Below are 18752 nucleotides of genomic sequence, written 5' to 3'. Positions count from 1 at the left end.
GATGAAAATCACATATAGTAATATAATTTACAGCATTGTCACGCTCTTAGGCGTGACAATGTTTTTTTCATGCGAGGGCAACCTGCAAAAAGTTAGGGCTTTTGATCTGGAAGGGGATGCGCCCCAGGCCATTGCAGAAGGCATTAACCTGAAATTTACAGATTCCGGCAGGCTGGTAGCCAACTTAATAAGTCCAAAAATGTACGATTTTACCAATAAAACTTTTCCTTATAGGGAATTTCCGGAAGGACTTCAGGTAGAATTTTTTGATGAAGACAATAAAAAAAATACGGTAAATGCCGATTATGGTATTGTATACGAAGATTCCAAACTGGTAGATCTCCAGGGAAATGTCGTAATTGTAACGGCAGATAGCACAAGGTTACAGGCAGAACAGCTATATTGGGATCAGGAATCCAGCTGGGTGTTTACAGACCATGCAAATACCATAAAATTTCCAGATGGTTCTTATACCGATGGACAGGGTTTTGATGCCAGTCAAAATTTTGATAAATTCAGTTCCAGAACCAATGATGGAATTCGCATGTTTGAGGATACTAAAACGCAAACCGACACAATCAATGAGTAAGTTTTTTAAATATTTTGAATTCGCCTACATTGCTTTTGCAGTATTTTTCGCCTATGAAGCAATACGAATCTGGAATACTGAAAGAAATCGTGCCTATATATTCCTATTTTTTGTAGTTGTTGCCGTATTTATGTTTTTCTTTAAACGGCGATTTAGGCGTAGATTTGAAGATCGCAATAAAAAATCCTAAATGGAGATTGAAATAATAATTATTCTTATTTCGCTTTTACTTTCAGCCTTTTTCTCCGGGATGGAAATTGCCTACGTCTCCTCAAACAAAATTTATATCGAGATTGAAAAACGGCAGGATGATTTCCTGGCTAAAGTTTTAAGAAATCTCACCAAGAAACCTTCAAAATTTATCGCCACCATGTTGGTGGGAAATAATATTGCCCTGGTGGTGTATGGATTTTATATGGGTGATCTTTTGATGGCCTGGTTATCAAATATTGACAATCAAAGCCAGATCATTCAGTACATTATTACAGATCTAAGTTTACTCACTCAAACCGTAATTTCTACCTTAATCATACTTTTAACGGCAGAATTTCTTCCGAAGGTGTTTTTCCAGATCTATGCCAATTCCATGTTGAAGATCTTTGCGGTTCCTGCTTATATTTTCTACGGAATTTTCAGCTTTATCTCTTCATTTGTTATTTGGATTTCAGATTTAATTCTGAAAAGATTCTTCAAAACCGACGGGGATGAAGTGCAATTAGCTTTCAGTAAAGTGGAATTGGGAAATTTCATCAGCGAACAAATGGAAACCTTTGAAGAGAATGAAGAAGTAGATAGTGAGATACAAATCTTTCAGAATGCGCTTCAGTTTTCAGATATAAAAGCCAGGGAAGTCATGATCCCAAGAACCGAAATTATTGCGGTAGACCAGAGCCAGGCGCCAAAAGATCTCGTGGAAACTTTCACGCAAACCGGGCTATCCAAGATCCTGGTATATAATGAAACCATCGATGATATTATAGGCTATGTACATTCTTTTGAATTGTTTAAAAGGCCAAAATCCATAAAATCGATCTTGCTTCCGGTAATTTTCGTTCCCGAAACCATGTGGATCAAGGATGTTTTGAATATTTTGATTAAAAAAAGGAAAAGTATCGCGGTAGTCATCGATGAATATGGCGGCACCAGCGGGATGATGACCATAGAAGATATTGTGGAAGAATTATTTGGGGAAATTGAAGATGAACATGATTCCGCGGTTTTGATTGAAGAAAAACTAGATGAAAAATTCTTTAAATTTTCCGCAAGGCTGGAAGTAGATTACCTAAATGAAAATTATAAACTGGATATTCCTGAAGGAGAGAACTATGAAACATTAAGCGGATTTATCGTAAATCATACTGAGGAAATTCCGCAGCAGGGCGATGTAATTCGCATTGAAGATTTTGAAATAAAAATCCTGGAAACTTCCAATACCAAAATCGAATTGGTAGAGCTAAAAATCGATCCTGATGATTAGAAGCTTAAAGTTAAGAATTTGCTAATTTTAAATCTATATTAATTACCATTGTTTTTGCGTCTGCATTTCCCATTTACCTCACCTCTCCTTGGGGAGAGGTCGGAACTGCTTTTTCACAGTTCCGGGTGAGGGGAAAATAAAAAATTTCGATTTTTGGCCCAGAGATAAAAATAAAACCAGCGAAACACCCTCTAGTGCTTGTCTCGGGGCTAGTTGGTCATAAGAATTTTTTTATTTTTATTATTAGCCTAAAAACCTTATTTTCGCCCCCTATATTTTGACAAATTTAATTTGAAATGGCAGTATTAAATAAAATCAGACAAAGGTCTGTTTTCCTGATTATTATCATTGCGTTAGCATTATTCTCTTTTGTATTGGCCGATGTGATTAGAAGTGGGGGGTTTAGTTCCCAATCTTCCCAAAATACCATTGCTACGGTAAATGGTAATGAAATTGGCCGAGAAGAGTTCGCCAGGGATGTCGAGAACTTCGAAAGAAATATGGGTAACCAAATGAGTACCACGCAGGCGGTGAACCGTATTTGGGATCAAAAACTTCGTGAAGTAATCCTTGATGAAGAAATTGAAGACCTGGGGATAAGAGCAGGAGAAGATCAAATAACCCAACTTGTAAGAACTCAAATGGCAGGAAATCCAAGCTTTATGAATGAAGCGGGTATGTTTGACGAGAACAGGCTAAGGGAATATGTTGCCAATTTAAAAGAATCGTCTCCACAGGCGTATGAACAGTGGCAGTCTTTCACTCAAAGTCTGGCGAAAACAGCAAAGATCAATTCTTATTATAATATGGTAGGTGTTGGCGTAGGAGCTACTCTTACTGAAGGTGAACAGGCTTATAAAATGGCCAATGACAATGTGAACCTAAGATTTGTACAAATTCCTTATACTTCTATAGATGATGCTGAAGTAAAAGTTTCCAAGTCGGAAATCAAAGAATATTTGGAGGCACATCCTTCAAAATTTGAAAGAGAAGCTTCCAGAAGTTTAAGATATGTTGTTTTTGATGAAACCGCTTCAGAAGATGATAAGACCGAAGCGAAAGAAATGCTTTCAGGACAAAAAAGTTCAAGAGTGGAGTATAATGCGGCTATTGGAGGAAATGATACTATTCCAGGTTTTGATCAAACAGATGATTACGAAGAATTTGTAAATAACAATTCCGATCTTCCATTTCGTGGGCAATACCTTTTTGAAGAAAATCTAAACGGGGAATATGCCGATACGATTTTTAAACTGAATAAAGGCGAAACTTTTGGGCCTTATGAAGAAAACGGTTACTGGAAACTAAGTAAGGTAATCGAAGTAAAGAATATTGCCGATTCAGTAAAAGCCAGTCATATTTTACTTCCTTATGCCGGTTCAGAATTAAGTCAGGGAACCACCAGGACTAAAGAAGAAACCAAAGCATTGGCAGATAGCCTTGTGGGTGTAATTCGAAAAGATGCAAGCCAGTTTGCACCGATAGCTTCTGAATATTCCGTAGATACCGCCACCAAAGACCAGGGTGGGGATCTTGGTTATTTTGGACCGGGGATGATGATCCCGGAATTCGAAAATTATGTTTTTGAAAATCCAAAAGGCAGCGTTGGGGTTGTGGAGACAGATCTTGGTTACCACATAATTTCTATCGATGAACAGAGCGACGCTGCCAGAGCGGTAAGGGTTGCTACACTTGCACGTGAGATAGAAGCTTCAGAAACTACCATGAACAATTTGTTCAATGAGGTGACGAAATTTGAAATATCAGCTTCAGATGGTGACTTTAATGAAATTGCCAAAAAGGATGGTTATGAAGTTAAAACTGTTCGTGACGTAAAAGCTTTAGATGAAAATATTCCTGGTGCAGGAGCACAAAGAAGGGTTATTCAATGGGCTTTTGAAGACGGAGCGGAAGTTGGGGATGTAAAAAGATTTGACACAAACAACGGTTATATCGTGGCGCAAATTACGGCAACGAACCCAAAAGGATTAATGAGTGTTGAAGATGCTTCTGCTGAAGTTACTCCAATTCTTAGAAAAGAGAAAAAAGCTGAAATAATCAAGTCTAAGCTAAAAGGAAGCACTTTAGATGAGATTGCTAAAAATCAGAATACAAGTGTGCAAAATGCGGATGCTGTTAACTTGAATTCGCCAACATTGGCTGGAGCAGGAGCAGAGCCGGAAGTCGTTGGAGCTGTATTTTCGCTTAAAAAAGGTCAGGTTAGCAAGCCTATTGCTGGAAACAAGGGAGTTTATGTTGCGGAACTGGTAAGCAAATTTGAAGCTCCAAAAATGGAATCCTACAAAGCATTTGCGCAACAGGAAAGTATGGCCAGAAGAGCTCAGGCGACCACAAGGGTTTTCGAAGCCTTAAAGAATAAAGCTGATATTGAAGATAACAGGGCAAGATTCTATTAGAATTTTTTTTATTTATGGCATATCTGTTTAGAACCCTATAATTGGTTTTGTCACCTTGAGACCAGTGATAAAAAATTTATCTAGCGTAGAAAATTGACGTATTTTTTAGTATATCTAATAAGATGCTGAAACAAGTTCAGCATGACGGCAATTCTAAAATCCAGCGTCGTCACCCTGAACTGGTTTCAGGGTCTTTAATACGCAAATAAATTAAAATACGTCAATGGTAGCTCAGTAGAAAGTTCAAACAATACGTATTAACTTGATGCTTTTAGTTATGAATGCTTAATTAAAATGTGCTTTAAAAAATTAAGCATCCCTATTTTATAAAATCCCTATAACTGAAAATGGTAGAATAGCCTTTTTTTCTGAAGTAATCCATCTCATTTTCACTTCCCGTGACCAGAACGAAATCACCACCCCAGCCACCAAGACTTTTTACCAATCCCGAATAATCCGGGAATAACTTATTCTTCACCTTCGGAAGGTTTAAAGCAAGTGAGAGCAAGGTTTCGTGAGCCTCCAGAAGCAGTTTGAATTCTTCCAGATTTTCCGTTTGTATGATTTGTTCGGTAATTCCTGAAATTTTATCAACTAACTCATTTCTTTTTTCTGATTGCTGATTTCGGTAATGCTTTATGGATTCGCGGCTGTCCTGTTTCTGATTGAGATAAATAAAATATAGGTTATCCTTAAAAGGTGGGTCAAAACTAACTACAAAATCCCTTGGCCCATCTGCAGTTACCTGATAGGTGATTGGAAAATCACTATTGGCAGCAGCGAGGTCATAACCACTGCCTCCAAAGGTATTTTGTAATAATTCGTAAGCATCAATTTTCAGCCAGTTTGCCAGATTATTGATCAAAGTCGAAGAGCTTCCAAGTCCCCAATTTCTGTTGAAATCAAGCTGAGTCATTATATCATAACCCGGAAAATTTTGTGCAAACCCAGGTTTTTGTAAAAGTGCAGCATTAAGGGTTTGCACAAGTCTTTCTTCCAGTTTTTTATATTCCGCCGGAGAAGAATTTGAGGTTTCAAATTTATTATTTTTTATACTCAAACTGGTTTCAAACCAAATTCGTCCATTTTCGTCTTTGCTTTTCCAGTTTAAATTGCCGTCATTCTTCTTGCTAATTTGCATATTCTGACCCATTTTTGTAGGGAGGGTCAATGCCTTCGCGCCATCTAAAACAGCATATTCGCCGGTAAGTAAAATTTTTCCGTTACTTCGAAATTCTTTCATATTTCTCGGAGTTTTTCAATTGCTGAAACTACACTGCTGTGGGTTATGGGATGGGTTTTAAAATGTTCAATCATCTCAGTCTTTTCATTTTCCGTCGCCTCTAATTGATTTAGAATATTCATTAGGTGCATTTTCATATGTCCCTGCTGGATTCCGGTAGTGATTAACGAGCTAATGGCTCCGTAATTTTGGGCAAGTCCGGCAACAGCAGTAATTTCCATTAAATCCCGCGCTGAGGGATCCTGAAGCATTTTCAAGGCAAGCTTCACCAATGGATGGATATTAGTGAGTCCGCCAATGGTCCCTAAAGCCAGGGGGATTTCTATCCAGAATTTAAAAATTTCATTTTCCAGGCTGGCGTGGGTTAAACTGGTATATTTTCCATCTTTAGAAGCATAAGCATGAACCCCCGCTTCCACGGCTCTAAAGTCATTGCCGGTAGCCAATACAATAGCATCAATGCCATTCATAATCCCTTTATTATGGGTAACCGCGCGGTAAGGTTCGATTTCAGCGATTTTTACCGCCTGTATAAATTTTTCAGCGAAATGTTTTCCATCCATTCCGTTTTGACCTAATTCTGAAACAGGACAGGAAATTTCAGCTTTCACCATACATTCCGGGACAAAATTGGAAAGGATACTCATGATAATTTCAATACTGCGATGTTCTTTTTGAAAATGGGAATAATTTTCAGCTTCAAATTTTAAAACTTCAGCAAACTTTTCAAGACAGGAATTAATAAAATTTGCACCCATGGAATCACAGGTTTCAAATTTGGCAAATAACTGGAAGTAATTATCCAGCTCCCCGGTCTTATCTGCTAATTGAAGGTCGAGCAACCCACCTCCCCTTTTCTCCATGTTCGCGGTAATGGGCTTAATAGATAAAAGCAACGTAGGTTTAATCTCTTTAAAAAAAACGCGAAGCTCTTCCGGTTCACCTTTAAATAAAAAATGTACCTGTCCAACTTTCGTGGTATTTATCACTTCAGCTTTAAATCCTCCGCGTTGGCTCCAGAATTTAGCGGCTTTACTTGCGGCCGCAACAACAGAGCTTTCTTCAACCGCCATAGGTAAGGCATAAATTTCACCGTTAATTAAGAAATTTGGAGCGACCCCAAAAGGAAGATAAAAATTGGAAATGGTATTTTCTATGAATTCGTCATGGAGGCTTTGCAGCTTTTCATTTGAATTCCAATATTGTTTTAGGGTTTTGACTGCATTCTGGTCGTTTTCGAGATATTCTTTTGCAATCCATTGAATTTTCTCTTCTTTGGAGAATTTTGAGAATCCGCTTACGGTTTTGGGCATGGGTCTAAAATTTCGGTTATCAAAGATACAATTCAAAGTATTACTTTTTGAAAAGGCCGTTTGTAGAAAATGCCAACTTTTTAACAGATTATTGGTTTTTTGCCGGTTTGAATGCCATTTTCTGGTCAAAATTTAGTAAACTTGGCACACTTATAATTATATCCTATAATATGCATTTTAATAAAATACTTCTGGTATTTTTCTTAGCATTTTCTACTCTATTATTTGCCCAAAAAAAAGAAGTGAGCCTCGAAGATATTTGGGGGGGTGAATTCCGTCAGGAAAGACTTCAATCCCTACAATCTTTAAATAATGGCCAGGAATATGTTGTTTTAGAAAGAGACCATAATACAGGTGAAACTTCTATCGAGGTTTATAACTATAAAACTGGCAAAAAATCCAGAACCTTTTTATCTACATTTAATCTTGATAGCCTGAATAGTTTTCAATCTTTTCAGTTTAGTGAGGATGAAGGAAAAATATTATTATCTACAGAAGTTGAACCCATCTTCCGAAGATCCACCCGGGACATGGTTTACGTCTACGACTTTCAAACCAAAAAGCTGGGGAAATTAACCGATCGTAAGGTGCAGGAAGCTTCATTTTCGCCAGATGCTTCTAAAGTAGCCTACGTTTTTGAAAATAATATCTATATCAAAGATCTTGCAACCGGCGAGGAAAGCCAGGTTACTACAGATGGAGAGATCAATAGTATCATTAATGGTGTGACCGATTGGGTTTATGAAGAAGAATTTGGTTTTGTAAAAGGATTTGCCTGGAACAAAACGGGTGAGAAGATCGCTTATCTGAAATTTGATGAATCTAAAGTTCCTGAATTCTCTATGGATCTTTTTGGTAAAGATTTGTACCCCACACAAAGCGTTTTTAAATATCCTAAAGCCGGCGAAGCAAATTCAGCGGTAGGACTTTATATGTATGATGTGGCTTCTGCTTCTTCTGAAGAAATTAAACTGGGAGATTACGAAGATTTTTATATTCCGCGTATAAAATGGACTCAGGAACCTATGATTTTAAGTGTTCAGGTTTTAAATCGCCATCAAAATAAGCTGAATCTAATTTTTGTGGATGCAAAGGACAATTCTTCAAAAGTTGTGATGACAGAAACTGATGAAGCCTATGTTGATATTACGGATAATCTTACATTCCTGGAAGATAATTCCTTTATCTGGACCAGTGAAAAGGATGGATACAACCATATATATCATTATTCCAAAGATGGAAAATTACTAGATCAAATCACTTCTGGAAATTGGGAAGTCACCAATTATTACGGTTTTGACAGGAAGTCCAAAAAGATCTATTTTCAAAGCACCGAAAACGGAAGCGTGAATCGTGATGTATATTCCATCTCTCCAAATGGAAAAAATAAGAAGCGCTTAACTTCTGGAACTGGAATGAACGCTGCGGACTTTAGTGCAGATTATTCCTATTTCATCAATTCTTTTACAAATACAACAACTCCTGCGGTTTATACCCTGAACAATGCAAAAGATGGAAAGGTGGAACGGGAAATTTTGAACAACAAAGTGCTTTTGGAAACTGAAGCCGCTTTTCAATTTTCACCCAAAGAACTTTCAACGATTGCCGTGAATGGGAATGATCTTAATATGTGGATGATCAAACCTTCAGATTTTGATGCATCTAAAGCTTATCCCCTGCTCATGTTCCAATATTCCGGCCCGGGCTCACAGTCGGTTTCCAATAGTTACTTCGGAACAAATGATTACTGGTATCAATTACTGGCCAATGAAGGCTATATCATCGCATGTGTGGATGGCCGTGGCACCGGTTTTAAAGGTGCGGAATTTAAAAAAGTGACCTACCAGGATCTGGGGAATCTGGAAGTGCAGGATCAAATTAGTGCTGCCAAAGAATTAGGAAAAAGGGATTATATCGATGCAGAGAGAATAGGAATTTGGGGCTGGAGCTATGGTGGTTTTATGTCTTCCAATGCGATTTTAAAAGGGAACGATGTGTTTTCCATGGCGATTGCCGTTGCTCCGGTAATCAGCTGGCGTTTCTACGACACGATTTATACCGAAAGATATTTGAGAACTCCGCAGGAAAATGCTGCCGGTTATGATGAAAACTCACCGATTAACCATGTGGAGAAATTAAAAGGTGATTATTTATTGATCCACGGTGGGGGAGATGATAACGTACATGTTCAAAATTCTATGAGAATGGTCGAAGCTTTGGTGCAGGCCAATAAGCAATTTGACTGGGCGATCTATCCAGACAGGAATCATGGAATTTATGGCGGCAACACCAGGCTCCATTTGTACAATTTGATGACCGATTTTATACTTGAAAAACTTTAATTAAAAAACTACACATTTATGGAATTTAAATTCGGAGGTTCAGAATATAATCAAAAGACGGTCCTGGGGCATCCATCAGGTTTATTCGTTCTCTTTTTTACTGAAATGTGGGAGCGTTTTTCCTATTATGGGATGCGTGCGCTCCTGGTACTTTTCCTTACCGCTTCGATCATGGAAAATGGTTGGGAATGGGCAAGACAGGATGCTGCCGTACTTTACGGCTGGTATATTGGCCTTGTTTATATTACCCCGATAATTGGAGGTTTTATCGCAGACAAACTTTTAGGTTACCGTAATGCCGTTGTTTTGGGAGCATTAATTATGACTTTAGGCCACGCCTCCATGGCTCTGGAAGGTTTTACTGAAAATTTCTTCTACCTTGGTTTGGTACTTCTAATTCTCGGAAATGGTTTATTTAAGCCGAATATTTCTTCCATGGTTGGGCAGTTGTACAAAACTGATGATAAAGAAAAGGATGCCGGTTATACCATTTTCTATATGGGAATTAATGCCGGAGCTTTCCTCGGAATTTTATTATGCGGATATATTGGTGAAAAAGTGGGATGGCATTATGGCTTTGGCCTTGCCGGGGTTTTTATGTTCTTTGGAATGCTCCAGTTTTATTTCGCCCAGAAAATCTTCGGAAAAATAGGTTTAAAGCCAAAAGCGAAAGATGATTATGTAGATGATCGCACCATAAAAGGTGAGGTTGAAGATGCTTCAGGAAAAGTAATTATTGATGATGAAGAGGAAGATGATATTAAACCCGAAATCCCTGGAAACGTAAAAGCAGACCGGATCCTGGTGATCTCAATATTTGCCTTTTTTACCATCTTCTTTTGGTGGGCTTTCGAGCAGGCCGGTGGTTCTATGACCATTTTCGCTGCAGATTATACCGATAGGGATCTCGTTGGGGACGGCGCACTTACCTTTAAAATTATAAATACCATTATTACCATTGTTCCTTTAATGGTGATCACATGGGTATTGTTTATGCTTTTTAGGCAAATCTTCGGAAGATATGCCAAGTCAAATATTTTTCTCGGAATCAGTTTTGCCATTATCTGGACAATTGTGATTTGGATGCTTTATAGGGAATTTAGTGCAGATACAGCTGAAGTTCCGGCGTCATGGTTTTCCGTATTAAACTCTTTATTTATTATCCTTTTTGCTCCGGTTTTTTCAAAAATATGGGAAAGCAGGTTCAATCCTTCGGGGCCTATGAAATTTGGAATTGGTTTGATTCTCGTAGGTGTTGGTTTTGCCGCACTTTCGTATGGTGCCATGGCAATCCCAGATGGAGCTGAAACCGCCGCTGTTAGTATGGTTTGGTTAATTTTAGCTTATCTATTCCATACGCTGGGGGAACTTTGTGTTTCTCCCGTGGGACTTAGTTATGTTAGTAAACTTTCCCCACCCAAATTGGTAGGGCTTATGTTCGGGATCTGGTTCCTGGCGAACTTTATAGCCGGTGTAGTTGGAGGTTATACCGGTGGGGCGATTGATAGTATTTCAGAAGAATACGGACTTTCAGTATTTTTCCTGATCTTCACCATTATTCCTGCTTTTATGGGACTGGTTATGATCATGATCAACAAGTTTATGATCAAGAAAATGCATGGTATCAAATAATCCTTTATTAAAAAGTAAAAAACGTTCCTAAATTTAGGAACGTTTTTTGTTTACCCTAGATTAATTAAATTTGTGATATGAAAAATATTTTATCTTGTCTTTTATTGATTTTTTTTACGGGTGTAATCACTGCGCAGGAAATTAAATGGATGAGTATGAATGAAGCGTTGGATGCTCAAAAGGAAAAGCCGAAAAAGATCTTTGTAGATGCCTATACCGTTTGGTGTGGCCCTTGTAAAATGCTGGATAAAAACACTTTTGGTAATGAGGATGTAATAGAATATGTAAATAAACATTTCTATGCGGTAAAGTTTAATGCTGAAGGTGATGAAAAAATAAATTACGAGGGAAAGGAATTTACGAATAGAAATTACAAACCAGAGGCTACAGGAAGAAATGGGGTACACGATTTTGCCTTGGCCATGGGTGTAAATGCTTATCCCACTATGGTGTTTTTTGACGAAAAAGGAAAATACTTATCTCCGCTAAAAGGCTATTTAACCCCAAAACAATTAGAAATTTTTCTGAAAATCTTTGCTACAGATGATTATAAGGAAGTAAAGACAGATGAAGAATGGAAGTTATACCAGGAACAGTTTGAAAGTACTTTTTCAGGTTAGGAATTAATCTTTTGAAATAACAAATACTCCCTTTTCATATGTTGAATGAAAAGGGATTTCTTTTTTCTGGCTGGTTGCTTTCCAGCGATCTATATAGGTTTTGTAATTACTTCCATCGGCAACGATGAATTTTGGCTTCAGATCTTGGATAAGCCTTTCCAGGTTGAGTTTGGGTGAATGTGATAAGATGAGAATATCAGGAGTAATCTCCTGGGGATATTCGGGAATACTATCTATCCGAAATAAGATGTTACTGCCAAATTCCTGTATGGCTTCAAAATCCTTATAAAAAATATTCTGTATGTTTTTTTCTCGAGCATAATCCCGATAAACCGAACTCTCGCCATTTTTATATAAATAAAAATCCTTTCCCAATTTTTTACCAATAATAGATTGCATGCCACTATGAAAAATGACTATTTCATCATTGCGGTTAGAAAAAGCTTCATAAAGCATATTCAACTGGAAGATGATAACCAATCCCAGTAGTATTCTTAATTTTTTAGGGCTGAATTTTCGCCATAAGCTTACCACAAACATCAAGAATAGATAGAACAGAAGCATCGTCACCACACTAAAGCTGATATTTTCAAAAAGAAAAGCTTTCTGATGGGCAATAAGGTTCACGAAATGGTTTAAAAGCTCGAGAATATTTCCGTAGAAATCGATGAGCAATGAGAAGTCAATTCCGAAGCTTATTAAGATAATAATGAGAAGTCCCAGGCCAAGAATGAGTCCGAGAAAAGGAAGTATGATAATATTGCTGAATAAGAACAGCCCGGGAAACTGGTGAAAATAGAACAAACTTAAAGGTAGCACGGCCAGTTGGGCAGCAATACTTACTGAAATGAGTTTCCATAAATAATCTAAAACCTTGAACCTGGGCCGGAACAAAGAATATAAAAGAGGTTGCAGGACAATGATCCCAATCACCGCGAGATAACTTAACTGAAAACCTACCTGAAAAATAAAATATGGGTCGATAATTAAAAGAAAGAACAGGGAAAGAAAAACGCTATTCAAGGCGCTGGTTTTTCTATTGAGTTGCAGGCCTACGGCAAGAAAGGAAAACATGCACACAGCCCGAACCACCGAGGGGCTCAATCCGGTAAAAATCGCAAAAGTCCATAATAGGACTATAAGGATAATAGATTTGTACACCTTCCCATATTTTAACTTTTCCATGGGCTTAAATAAAAAGTTGAGAAACAATAAAAGAATTCCTATATGCAGGCCCGAAATTGCCAAAATATGCACCGCTCCCGCAGCAGCATAATTTTTATATAGCGAATCACTAATCTCCCTTCGCTGGCCTAATATGAGTGCCTGAAATACGGCAGACTGATCTTTGGATAAACCGGTTTTGTTTAGTTTTTCGATGAGGCGGCTTCTAATTTTTCCCGCTGCTGTTTTAATGTCCTGGGATTTACTGCCGGTAACTTTAATTTCTGAAATAGAAAGATTTTGTTGTCGGATTATTTTAAGATTGGCCAGGTATTTTGAATAATCAAATTGATACGGATTGCGCGGTGGATTTACTTTTTCCGGTTTAAACGGAAAGAGGATCGATTCACCAATTTCAAACTTTTCAGGATGTAAACTATCAGCTTTGAGATTGATCAGGAGCTTGCCTTCCACATTTTTAAATTTTCTTTTTTGCGGATAAAGGCCTCTAACTTCTACAATATACCTGGAATTAAATGCGGTTGGTTTTAGCTCTTCCAATACCAAAGCTTCCGCAATAAAATCTTCTGAAATATCTTCAAATTTAGAATAGTGGGTTGAGTTGTTTCCTGGATCTGTTATGGCTGAAATAAGGCTTCCGCAGGAAAAAATCAGCATAAAAACAGAAATTCCAAAAAGTAAATCGGGAAAGAGTAGTCTCCTTGCTCGCAGGAAAAGCAGGATAAAAATGATTAAGCTTATTCCGAAGAAAATGGAAATAAATAAAAAGCCCGGTGCTGCTGTAAAATAGAAAAGTATGCCTAAAATCAGGCTGATGGATAACTTTAGAAAAACGGAAGAAAACCTTTTCAATTTAGAATTTAAACTGAAAAAGGTAAGAAATTAATTAAATCACCCGGCGTGCCATGACAAAATTATTATACCAGTAACTTTCTGAAAGCGAAGAAATAATAACTCCGCTGGAGGTCGAAGAATGTATGAACTGGATACCATTTTTATTCACATCCACAACAAGTCCCACGTGATTAATGACCTTTCGGTTTTTGTTAGTTTCAAAAAAAAGAAGATCCCCAATTGTTACTTCTTTTAAATACAACCTGGTGCCCCGGTACGACATGTCCCGCGATGTTCTGGGCAATTTTACGCCTTCCTCGAGAAAGGAAACAAAGATGAGCCCCGAGCAATCCATCCCTTTTTTATCGGTTCCGCCAAACTTATATTTTACCCCTTCGAATTTCTTGGCTGTTTTTACAATGTTGGTGGCAACTTTGCTTTCAGGAGCTGCATTTGGGGTGAAATTATAATCTTCGGAAGTTTTTTCAAACCTGTTTTGTGCCTTTTTCGTAGTGACCACTCTATTCCTGCTCGCGCCGCATGAGGATAGCAGGATGATACTGAATACCAGTACTAAAGATTTTAAAGCGATGTGGAATTGGGGAAATCTAATCACGATATTTTTTCTACAATTAACTGCGCGGTCTTTTTACTGGCACCGTTGCCTCCAAGTTTTTGTTCCAGCAAAAAGTAATCATTAAAAATCTTTTTACGAACATCTGGCTTAAGAATTTTTTCTAATTCAATTTTAAGGTTTTTCGCATTGAATTCATTCTGAATCAATTCTTTCACCACTTCCCGATCCATGATCAGGTTTACTAAACTAATAAAATCCAGACTTATGATCCTTCTGGCGATTTGATAAGAAAGAAAACTGCCTTTATAACACACCACTTCAGGAACTTTAAAAAGTGCTGTTTCCAGCGTTGCCGTTCCAGAGGTGACCAAAGCCGCGTAAGAAATACTCAAAAGATCATAAGTCTGGTCCATGATAATTCCCACTTCGGTTTTTTTCATAAAACCCTGATAAAATTCCAAATCCTGACTTGGAGCTCCGGCGATCACAAACTGATAATCGGGAAATTCGGGAATGATTTTTAACATTACCTCCAGCATTTTTTCAATTTCCTGTTTTCTGCTCCCCGGTAATAAGACAACTATAGGTTTATCGTTTAAATGATGGTCCTTTTTGAATTTTTTAATGTTCACCAATGGTCTGTTTGCTATCGCGTCTAACAAGGGGTGCCCTACAAAATGAACCGGGAAATTATGTTTTTTCTCATAAAAGTCTTTCTCAAAAGGAAGGATCACGTACATTTCATCTATGTCCCGCTTTATCTTTTTGATCCTGTTTTCTTTCCAGGCCCAGATTTGTGGAGAAATGTAATAATGTGTGGGGATTTTTCTTTCTTTAGCCCACTCCGCAATGCGCATATTAAATCCCGGGTAATCAATAAAGATGATCACATCGGGTTGCCATTTTTCAATATCTGCCTTGCAGGTTTTGATATTTCTGAAAATTGTGCGCAGGTTCATGATCACTTCGGCAAAACCCATAAAAGCGAGCTGGCGATAATGTTTTACCAGTTCTCCCCCTCGTTTTTTCATTAGATCACCACCCCAAAATCTAAATTGAGCGTTTTCATCTTCATGTTTTAAAGCCTTCATGAGATTTGATCCATGCAAATCTCCTGATGCTTCCCCGGCGATGATATAATATTTCATTTAAATAAATTTGTAAATCGCAACTGCGATGGCAATGCAAATGGTAGCCAGGAGAACGCCCCTGGCGTGATCGTTCTGTTTCTTTTTCAAAAAAATAAAAAATGGAGCGAAAATTAAAATGCCTCCAAGAGCAATAATCTTTCCCAAATAACCATTAGCCTGGGCATTGTTGAGCGTTTCATCAATTCCATATTCTGAAAACAAAAGGATATAAAGCACGACTCCTGCAATATTGGCAGCAATGGCGGTGACAAATCCTGTGATAAAATTCTGCTTATTCATTGAGTTTCCATTCATTCAAATCTTTTATGGCATAATGTGCGGTAAGATCGAACATTACGGGTACTACCGAAACATAGCCTTTTTCCAAAGCTTTTTCATCGGTATCATCTCCCTCATCCTTATTCACAAACTTCCCTGAAAGCCAGTAATAGTCACGTCCCTGGGGATTCGTTCTTTTATCAAATTCTTCTTCCCAATGAGCATTCGCCTGCCTGCATACTTTAATCCCCTTAATCTCATTTTCTTTCAATTTAGGGAAGTTCACATTTAAAACCACCCCTTTTGGAAGGCCATTTTTTAAAACATTCCTGGTGATTGTTTTGATAAATTTCCGGGTAGGTTCAAAATCGGCATTCAGGGAATAGTCCAGAAGCGAGAAGCCAATAGCCGGAATTCCTTCAATGCCTGCTTCAACCGCGGCACTCATCGTGCCGCTATAGATCACATTAATGGAAGAATTGGAACCATGGTTGATACCGCTTACACAAAGGTCTGGTTTTCGGTGTAAAATTTCCTGAGTTGCAATTTTTACGCAATCTGCAGGTGTCCCGGAGCAGCTATATTCTTTATGCTTAAAATTTTCTTTTATAGTCACTTCTTCGCAAAAAAGAGTGTCGCTAATGGTGATCGCATGGCCCATTCCACTTTGTGGGCTATCTGGTGCGACCACAATTACATCACCTAACTCTTTCATCACTTCTACCAACGTTCTAATTCCCGGTGCAGTGATCCCATCATCATTCGTGACTAAAATTAACGGTTTTTCACTTTTCATGTGCTATTTTTTACGCTGGCTAAAATAAGAATTTAATAAGGAAAGCTTATATTAGTGGATTCACAAATTGAAGTAATAAAAACGTATGGTTGGCATAGTTTTTACTATAATTTGTTAGAACTCCATGAAGAAATTAAAAAGAATTATGAAAAGGAATATCAAATTAATAGCGGTACTACTTTTAATGGCCGCAGCATCCTGCAGTTTCACCACAAAGTCTGAGAATGATCCCAATAAGGATAAGTTGTTAATCGACCTGATTACCTATGTTCTTAATCAGGGTCATTATGATGCAAAGGATATAAACGATCAGTTTTCTGCCAATGTCTACGAAGATTATCTTGATAATATCGATGCTTCCAAGCGTTTTCTTTATGCCAGTGATGTTGAAAAACTGAATCAATATAAAAATCAGCTGGATGATGAGATAAAAGCAAAAAATATTGATTTTTTCAATTTGTCCTATGAAATGCTGAATAAAAGAATGATAGAAGCCAAAGGCTACTATTCAGAAATTTTAGCGGAGCCTTTTGATTTTACAATTGACGAAGAAATAAATGCTGACTATGAGCATTTAAATTATGTTACTTCCAAGGAGGAAATGAAGAAAAGATGGGAAGATCAGTTAAAATTCAGCACCCTTATCACTTACTATGATCTTAAGGAAGACGAAAAAGCAAAAAAAGAAGATGATGCTGCTTATGAAATGAAAGCTGATGCCGAATTGGAAAAGCAGGCCAGAAAAAGCACCATGGAGAGTTTTGATAGATTTTACGGAATGATCGATGATCTTAACCGAGATGACTATTTTACGCTTTATATCAACTCCATAGTAGAAGAATATGATCCTCATTCTTACTATTTCGCACCCCAACAAAAGGATGCGTTCGATATTCGTATGTCGGGTAAATTAGAAGGTATTGGAGCGAGACTGGTAAAAGATAAAGACAATATTACAATTAATGAAGTGCTCTCAGGAGGACCGGCCTGGAGAAGTGAACAATTGGAAGAAGGTGATGTAATCCTAAAAGTCCAACAGGAAGACGAGGAAGAAGCGGTGAGTATTGTGGGGATGAGACTAGGTGATGCCGTGGAATTGATCAAAGGCCCCAAAGATTCTAAGGTGATTCTTACGGTGCGTAAAAAACTTCGTGGAAATATTGAAGAAATTACCCTGGTTCGTGATATTATTGAACTGGAAGAAACTTATGCCAAAACTTCGATGGTTGAAAAGGACGGGCAAAAATTTGGAGTGATTAACCTTCCCGCTTTCTATTTTGATACGGAGGATTATGAAAGTAAAAATGCTGCAACAGATATTGAGAATGATATTAAGGAATTAAAGAAAAGCGGTATGGAAGGCCTTGTTTTGGACCTAAGGAATAATGGAGGCGGAAGTTTACAAACCGTTGTAGATCTGGCCGGTCTTTTTATAAAAACAGGCCCAGTAGTGCAGGTGAAATCCAATGGGGTTGAACAGGAGGTTTTAAAAGATGATAATCCTGAAGTGGTATGGGATGGTCCGTTGGTAATTTTGGTGAATGAGCTTTCAGCTTCTGCTTCTGAAATTTTAGCCGCCGCCATGCAGGATTACAAAAGAGCGGTGATCATTGGTAGCGAGCAAACCTATGGAAAAGGAACTGTGCAAAATTTAGTAGATCTTAACCGGTGGTTAAGAAATAACGACCTTGGTGATATGGGAGCGCTTAAAATTACCCGTCAAAAATTCTATAGAGTGAATGGAGGTTCCGTGCAGTTGGAAGGAGTTAAAAGTGATATTGTGATGCCAGATAGATATGCTTATGTAGAAATAGGGGAGAAAGATCAGGACAACCCACTTCCATGGGACAAGATCGAATCTGCAAAATATGATTATTGGGAGAATTATAAAGCGAATGAGGAGGCGATAGCAAATAGTAAAAATAGATTGAGTAATAATGCGGAATTGCTAATTATAGATAAACAGGCAAAATGGATCAAAACGCAAAGCGATGAAAATACACATACTTTAAATTATGAAAAATATGTAGCTGAAGCAGAAAAGAACAAAAATATTGCTAAAGAATTTGAAGTTTTGAAAGACTATAATTCTAATCTTACTTTCAATTCACTTCCTTTTGAAGAAAAACTTTTCGTGACCGACACCACTCTTAAAGAAAAAAGGGATAGATGGCATGAAAACCTTAGTAAGGATTTATATGTTGAAGAAGCCTTGAATGTTTTATCAGATATTAAAACAAATTCAATGGCTGGAAGTAAACTTGCTGATGCTAAAAAAGCAGAAAGAATTAAAAATTAAGAAGGATATTTTTCAAAGC

The 18752-nt window shown here is 37.7% G+C and carries 15 protein-coding genes; 8 read left to right on the top strand and 7 right to left on the bottom strand.

What is annotated here, in order from left to right; genetic code table 11:
- The first annotated feature begins 1 nt into the window (after position 1).
- From lptC to DHD80_RS11630, 4 genes are all read left to right on the top strand, one after another.
- Positions 2-589 carry an LPS export ABC transporter periplasmic protein LptC gene (gene lptC, locus DHD80_RS11645; protein WP_251741354.1) on the top strand — a complete coding sequence of 196 codons (588 nt, stop codon included), beginning with the start codon at positions 2-4 and terminating at the stop codon, positions 587-589.
- Positions 582-779 carry a hypothetical protein gene (locus DHD80_RS11640; protein ID WP_251741353.1) on the top strand — a complete coding sequence of 66 codons (198 nt, stop codon included), beginning with the start codon at positions 582-584 and terminating at the stop codon, positions 777-779. The genes lptC and DHD80_RS11640 overlap by 8 nt, the downstream gene beginning before the upstream one ends.
- Positions 780-2066: a hemolysin family protein gene (locus tag DHD80_RS11635; protein WP_251741352.1), complete on the top strand. Its 1287-nt coding sequence runs from the start codon at positions 780-782 to the stop codon at positions 2064-2066.
- A gap of 296 nt (positions 2067-2362) precedes the next feature.
- Positions 2363-4483 carry a peptidylprolyl isomerase gene (locus tag DHD80_RS11630; RefSeq protein ID WP_251741351.1) on the top strand — a complete coding sequence of 707 codons (2121 nt, stop codon included), beginning with the start codon at positions 2363-2365 and terminating at the stop codon, positions 4481-4483.
- A gap of 319 nt (positions 4484-4802) precedes the next feature.
- On the opposite strand, the gene DHD80_RS11625 is transcribed toward DHD80_RS11630, so the two are convergent.
- Positions 4803-5726, bottom strand: coding sequence for a GYDIA family GHMP kinase (locus DHD80_RS11625; protein ID WP_251741350.1), 924 nt, complete (start codon positions 5724-5726; stop codon positions 4803-4805).
- Positions 5723-7039, bottom strand: a complete 1317-nt coding sequence (locus DHD80_RS11620) for a hydroxymethylglutaryl-CoA reductase, degradative (RefSeq protein ID WP_251741349.1) — start codon at positions 7037-7039, stop codon at positions 5723-5725. Before DHD80_RS11620 ends, DHD80_RS11625 begins: the two co-directional genes overlap by 4 nt.
- 170 nt (positions 7040-7209) lie before the next feature.
- Here DHD80_RS11620 and DHD80_RS11615 point away from each other — a divergent pair, with 170 nt between their 5' ends.
- The 3 genes from DHD80_RS11615 (at position 7210) to DHD80_RS11605 (ending at position 11633) form a co-directional block, all read left to right on the top strand.
- A complete protein-coding gene (locus DHD80_RS11615; RefSeq protein WP_251741414.1) occupies positions 7210-9381 on the top strand; it encodes a S9 family peptidase in 2172 nt (723 codons plus the stop codon).
- An 18-nt stretch (positions 9382-9399) separates the two neighbouring features.
- Positions 9400-11013 (top strand): peptide MFS transporter, encoded by a 1614-nt coding sequence (locus DHD80_RS11610; RefSeq protein ID WP_251741348.1) that lies wholly within the window; start codon positions 9400-9402, stop codon positions 11011-11013.
- Between the two features lie 77 nt (positions 11014-11090).
- Positions 11091-11633: a thioredoxin fold domain-containing protein gene (locus tag DHD80_RS11605; RefSeq protein ID WP_251741347.1), complete on the top strand. Its 543-nt coding sequence runs from the start codon at positions 11091-11093 to the stop codon at positions 11631-11633.
- A gap of 3 nt (positions 11634-11636) precedes the next feature.
- Here the strand turns inward: DHD80_RS11605 and DHD80_RS11600 are convergent, their stop codons facing one another.
- From DHD80_RS11600 to surE, 5 genes are read right to left on the bottom strand one after another with little or no spacing between them, the layout of a single operon-like run.
- A complete protein-coding gene (locus DHD80_RS11600) occupies positions 11637-13670 on the bottom strand; it encodes a ComEC/Rec2 family competence protein (protein ID WP_251741346.1) in 2034 nt (677 codons plus the stop codon).
- A 34-nt stretch (positions 13671-13704) separates the two neighbouring features.
- A complete protein-coding gene (locus tag DHD80_RS11595) occupies positions 13705-14268 on the bottom strand; it encodes a C40 family peptidase (protein ID WP_251741345.1) in 564 nt (187 codons plus the stop codon).
- Complete coding sequence (gene lpxB, locus DHD80_RS11590) at positions 14265-15377, bottom strand: lipid-A-disaccharide synthase (protein WP_251741344.1); 1113 nt, start codon at positions 15375-15377, stop codon at positions 14265-14267. Before lpxB ends, DHD80_RS11595 begins: the two co-directional genes overlap by 4 nt.
- Entirely contained in the window at positions 15378-15674 is a 297-nt protein-coding gene (locus tag DHD80_RS11585) for a hypothetical protein (RefSeq protein WP_251741343.1), read from the bottom strand. It abuts the gene before it with no gap.
- Positions 15652-16434, bottom strand: a complete 783-nt coding sequence (gene surE, locus DHD80_RS11580) for a 5'/3'-nucleotidase SurE (protein ID WP_251741342.1) — start codon at positions 16432-16434, stop codon at positions 15652-15654. Before surE ends, DHD80_RS11585 begins: the two co-directional genes overlap by 23 nt.
- Positions 16435-16579: 145 nt before the next feature.
- On the opposite strand from surE, the gene DHD80_RS11575 reads away from it, so the two are divergent.
- The gene (locus tag DHD80_RS11575; protein WP_251741341.1) at positions 16580-18733 is read left to right on the top strand and encodes a carboxy terminal-processing peptidase; all 2154 of its coding nucleotides are present in this window, start codon (positions 16580-16582) and stop codon (positions 18731-18733) included.
- The last annotated feature ends 19 nt before the right edge of the window (positions 18734-18752 follow it).

Source organism: Gramella sp. AN32, from assembly GCF_023718305.1.
Classification (GTDB): Bacteria; Bacteroidota; Bacteroidia; order Flavobacteriales; family Flavobacteriaceae; genus Christiangramia; species Christiangramia antarctica.
Note: the sequence above shows the minus strand (reverse complement) of the source record. Positions and strands in the feature narration are given on the sequence as shown.

Excerpts from the sequence above, each read along its gene's own strand:
- lptC (WP_251741354.1), top strand. The coding sequence starts at position 2 with ATGAAAATCACATATAGTAATATAATTTACAGCATTGTCACGCTCTTA.
- DHD80_RS11640 (WP_251741353.1), top strand. The coding sequence starts at position 582 with ATGAGTAAGTTTTTTAAATATTTTGAATTCGCCTACATTGCTTTTGCA.
- DHD80_RS11635 (WP_251741352.1), top strand. The coding sequence starts at position 780 with ATGGAGATTGAAATAATAATTATTCTTATTTCGCTTTTACTTTCAGCC.
- DHD80_RS11630 (WP_251741351.1), top strand. The coding sequence starts at position 2,363 with ATGGCAGTATTAAATAAAATCAGACAAAGGTCTGTTTTCCTGATTATT.
- DHD80_RS11625 (WP_251741350.1), bottom strand. The coding sequence starts at position 5,726 with ATGAAAGAATTTCGAAGTAACGGAAAAATTTTACTTACCGGCGAATAT.
- DHD80_RS11620 (WP_251741349.1), bottom strand. The coding sequence starts at position 7,039 with ATGCCCAAAACCGTAAGCGGATTCTCAAAATTCTCCAAAGAAGAGAAA.
- DHD80_RS11615 (WP_251741414.1), top strand. The coding sequence starts at position 7,210 with ATGCATTTTAATAAAATACTTCTGGTATTTTTCTTAGCATTTTCTACT.
- DHD80_RS11610 (WP_251741348.1), top strand. The coding sequence starts at position 9,400 with ATGGAATTTAAATTCGGAGGTTCAGAATATAATCAAAAGACGGTCCTG.
- DHD80_RS11605 (WP_251741347.1), top strand. The coding sequence starts at position 11,091 with ATGAAAAATATTTTATCTTGTCTTTTATTGATTTTTTTTACGGGTGTA.
- lpxB (WP_251741344.1), bottom strand. The coding sequence starts at position 15,377 with ATGAAATATTATATCATCGCCGGGGAAGCATCAGGAGATTTGCATGGA.
- DHD80_RS11585 (WP_251741343.1), bottom strand. The coding sequence starts at position 15,674 with ATGAATGGAAACTCAATGAATAAGCAGAATTTTATCACAGGATTTGTC.
- surE (WP_251741342.1), bottom strand. The coding sequence starts at position 16,434 with ATGAAAAGTGAAAAACCGTTAATTTTAGTCACGAATGATGATGGGATC.
- DHD80_RS11575 (WP_251741341.1), top strand. The coding sequence starts at position 16,580 with ATGAAAAGGAATATCAAATTAATAGCGGTACTACTTTTAATGGCCGCA.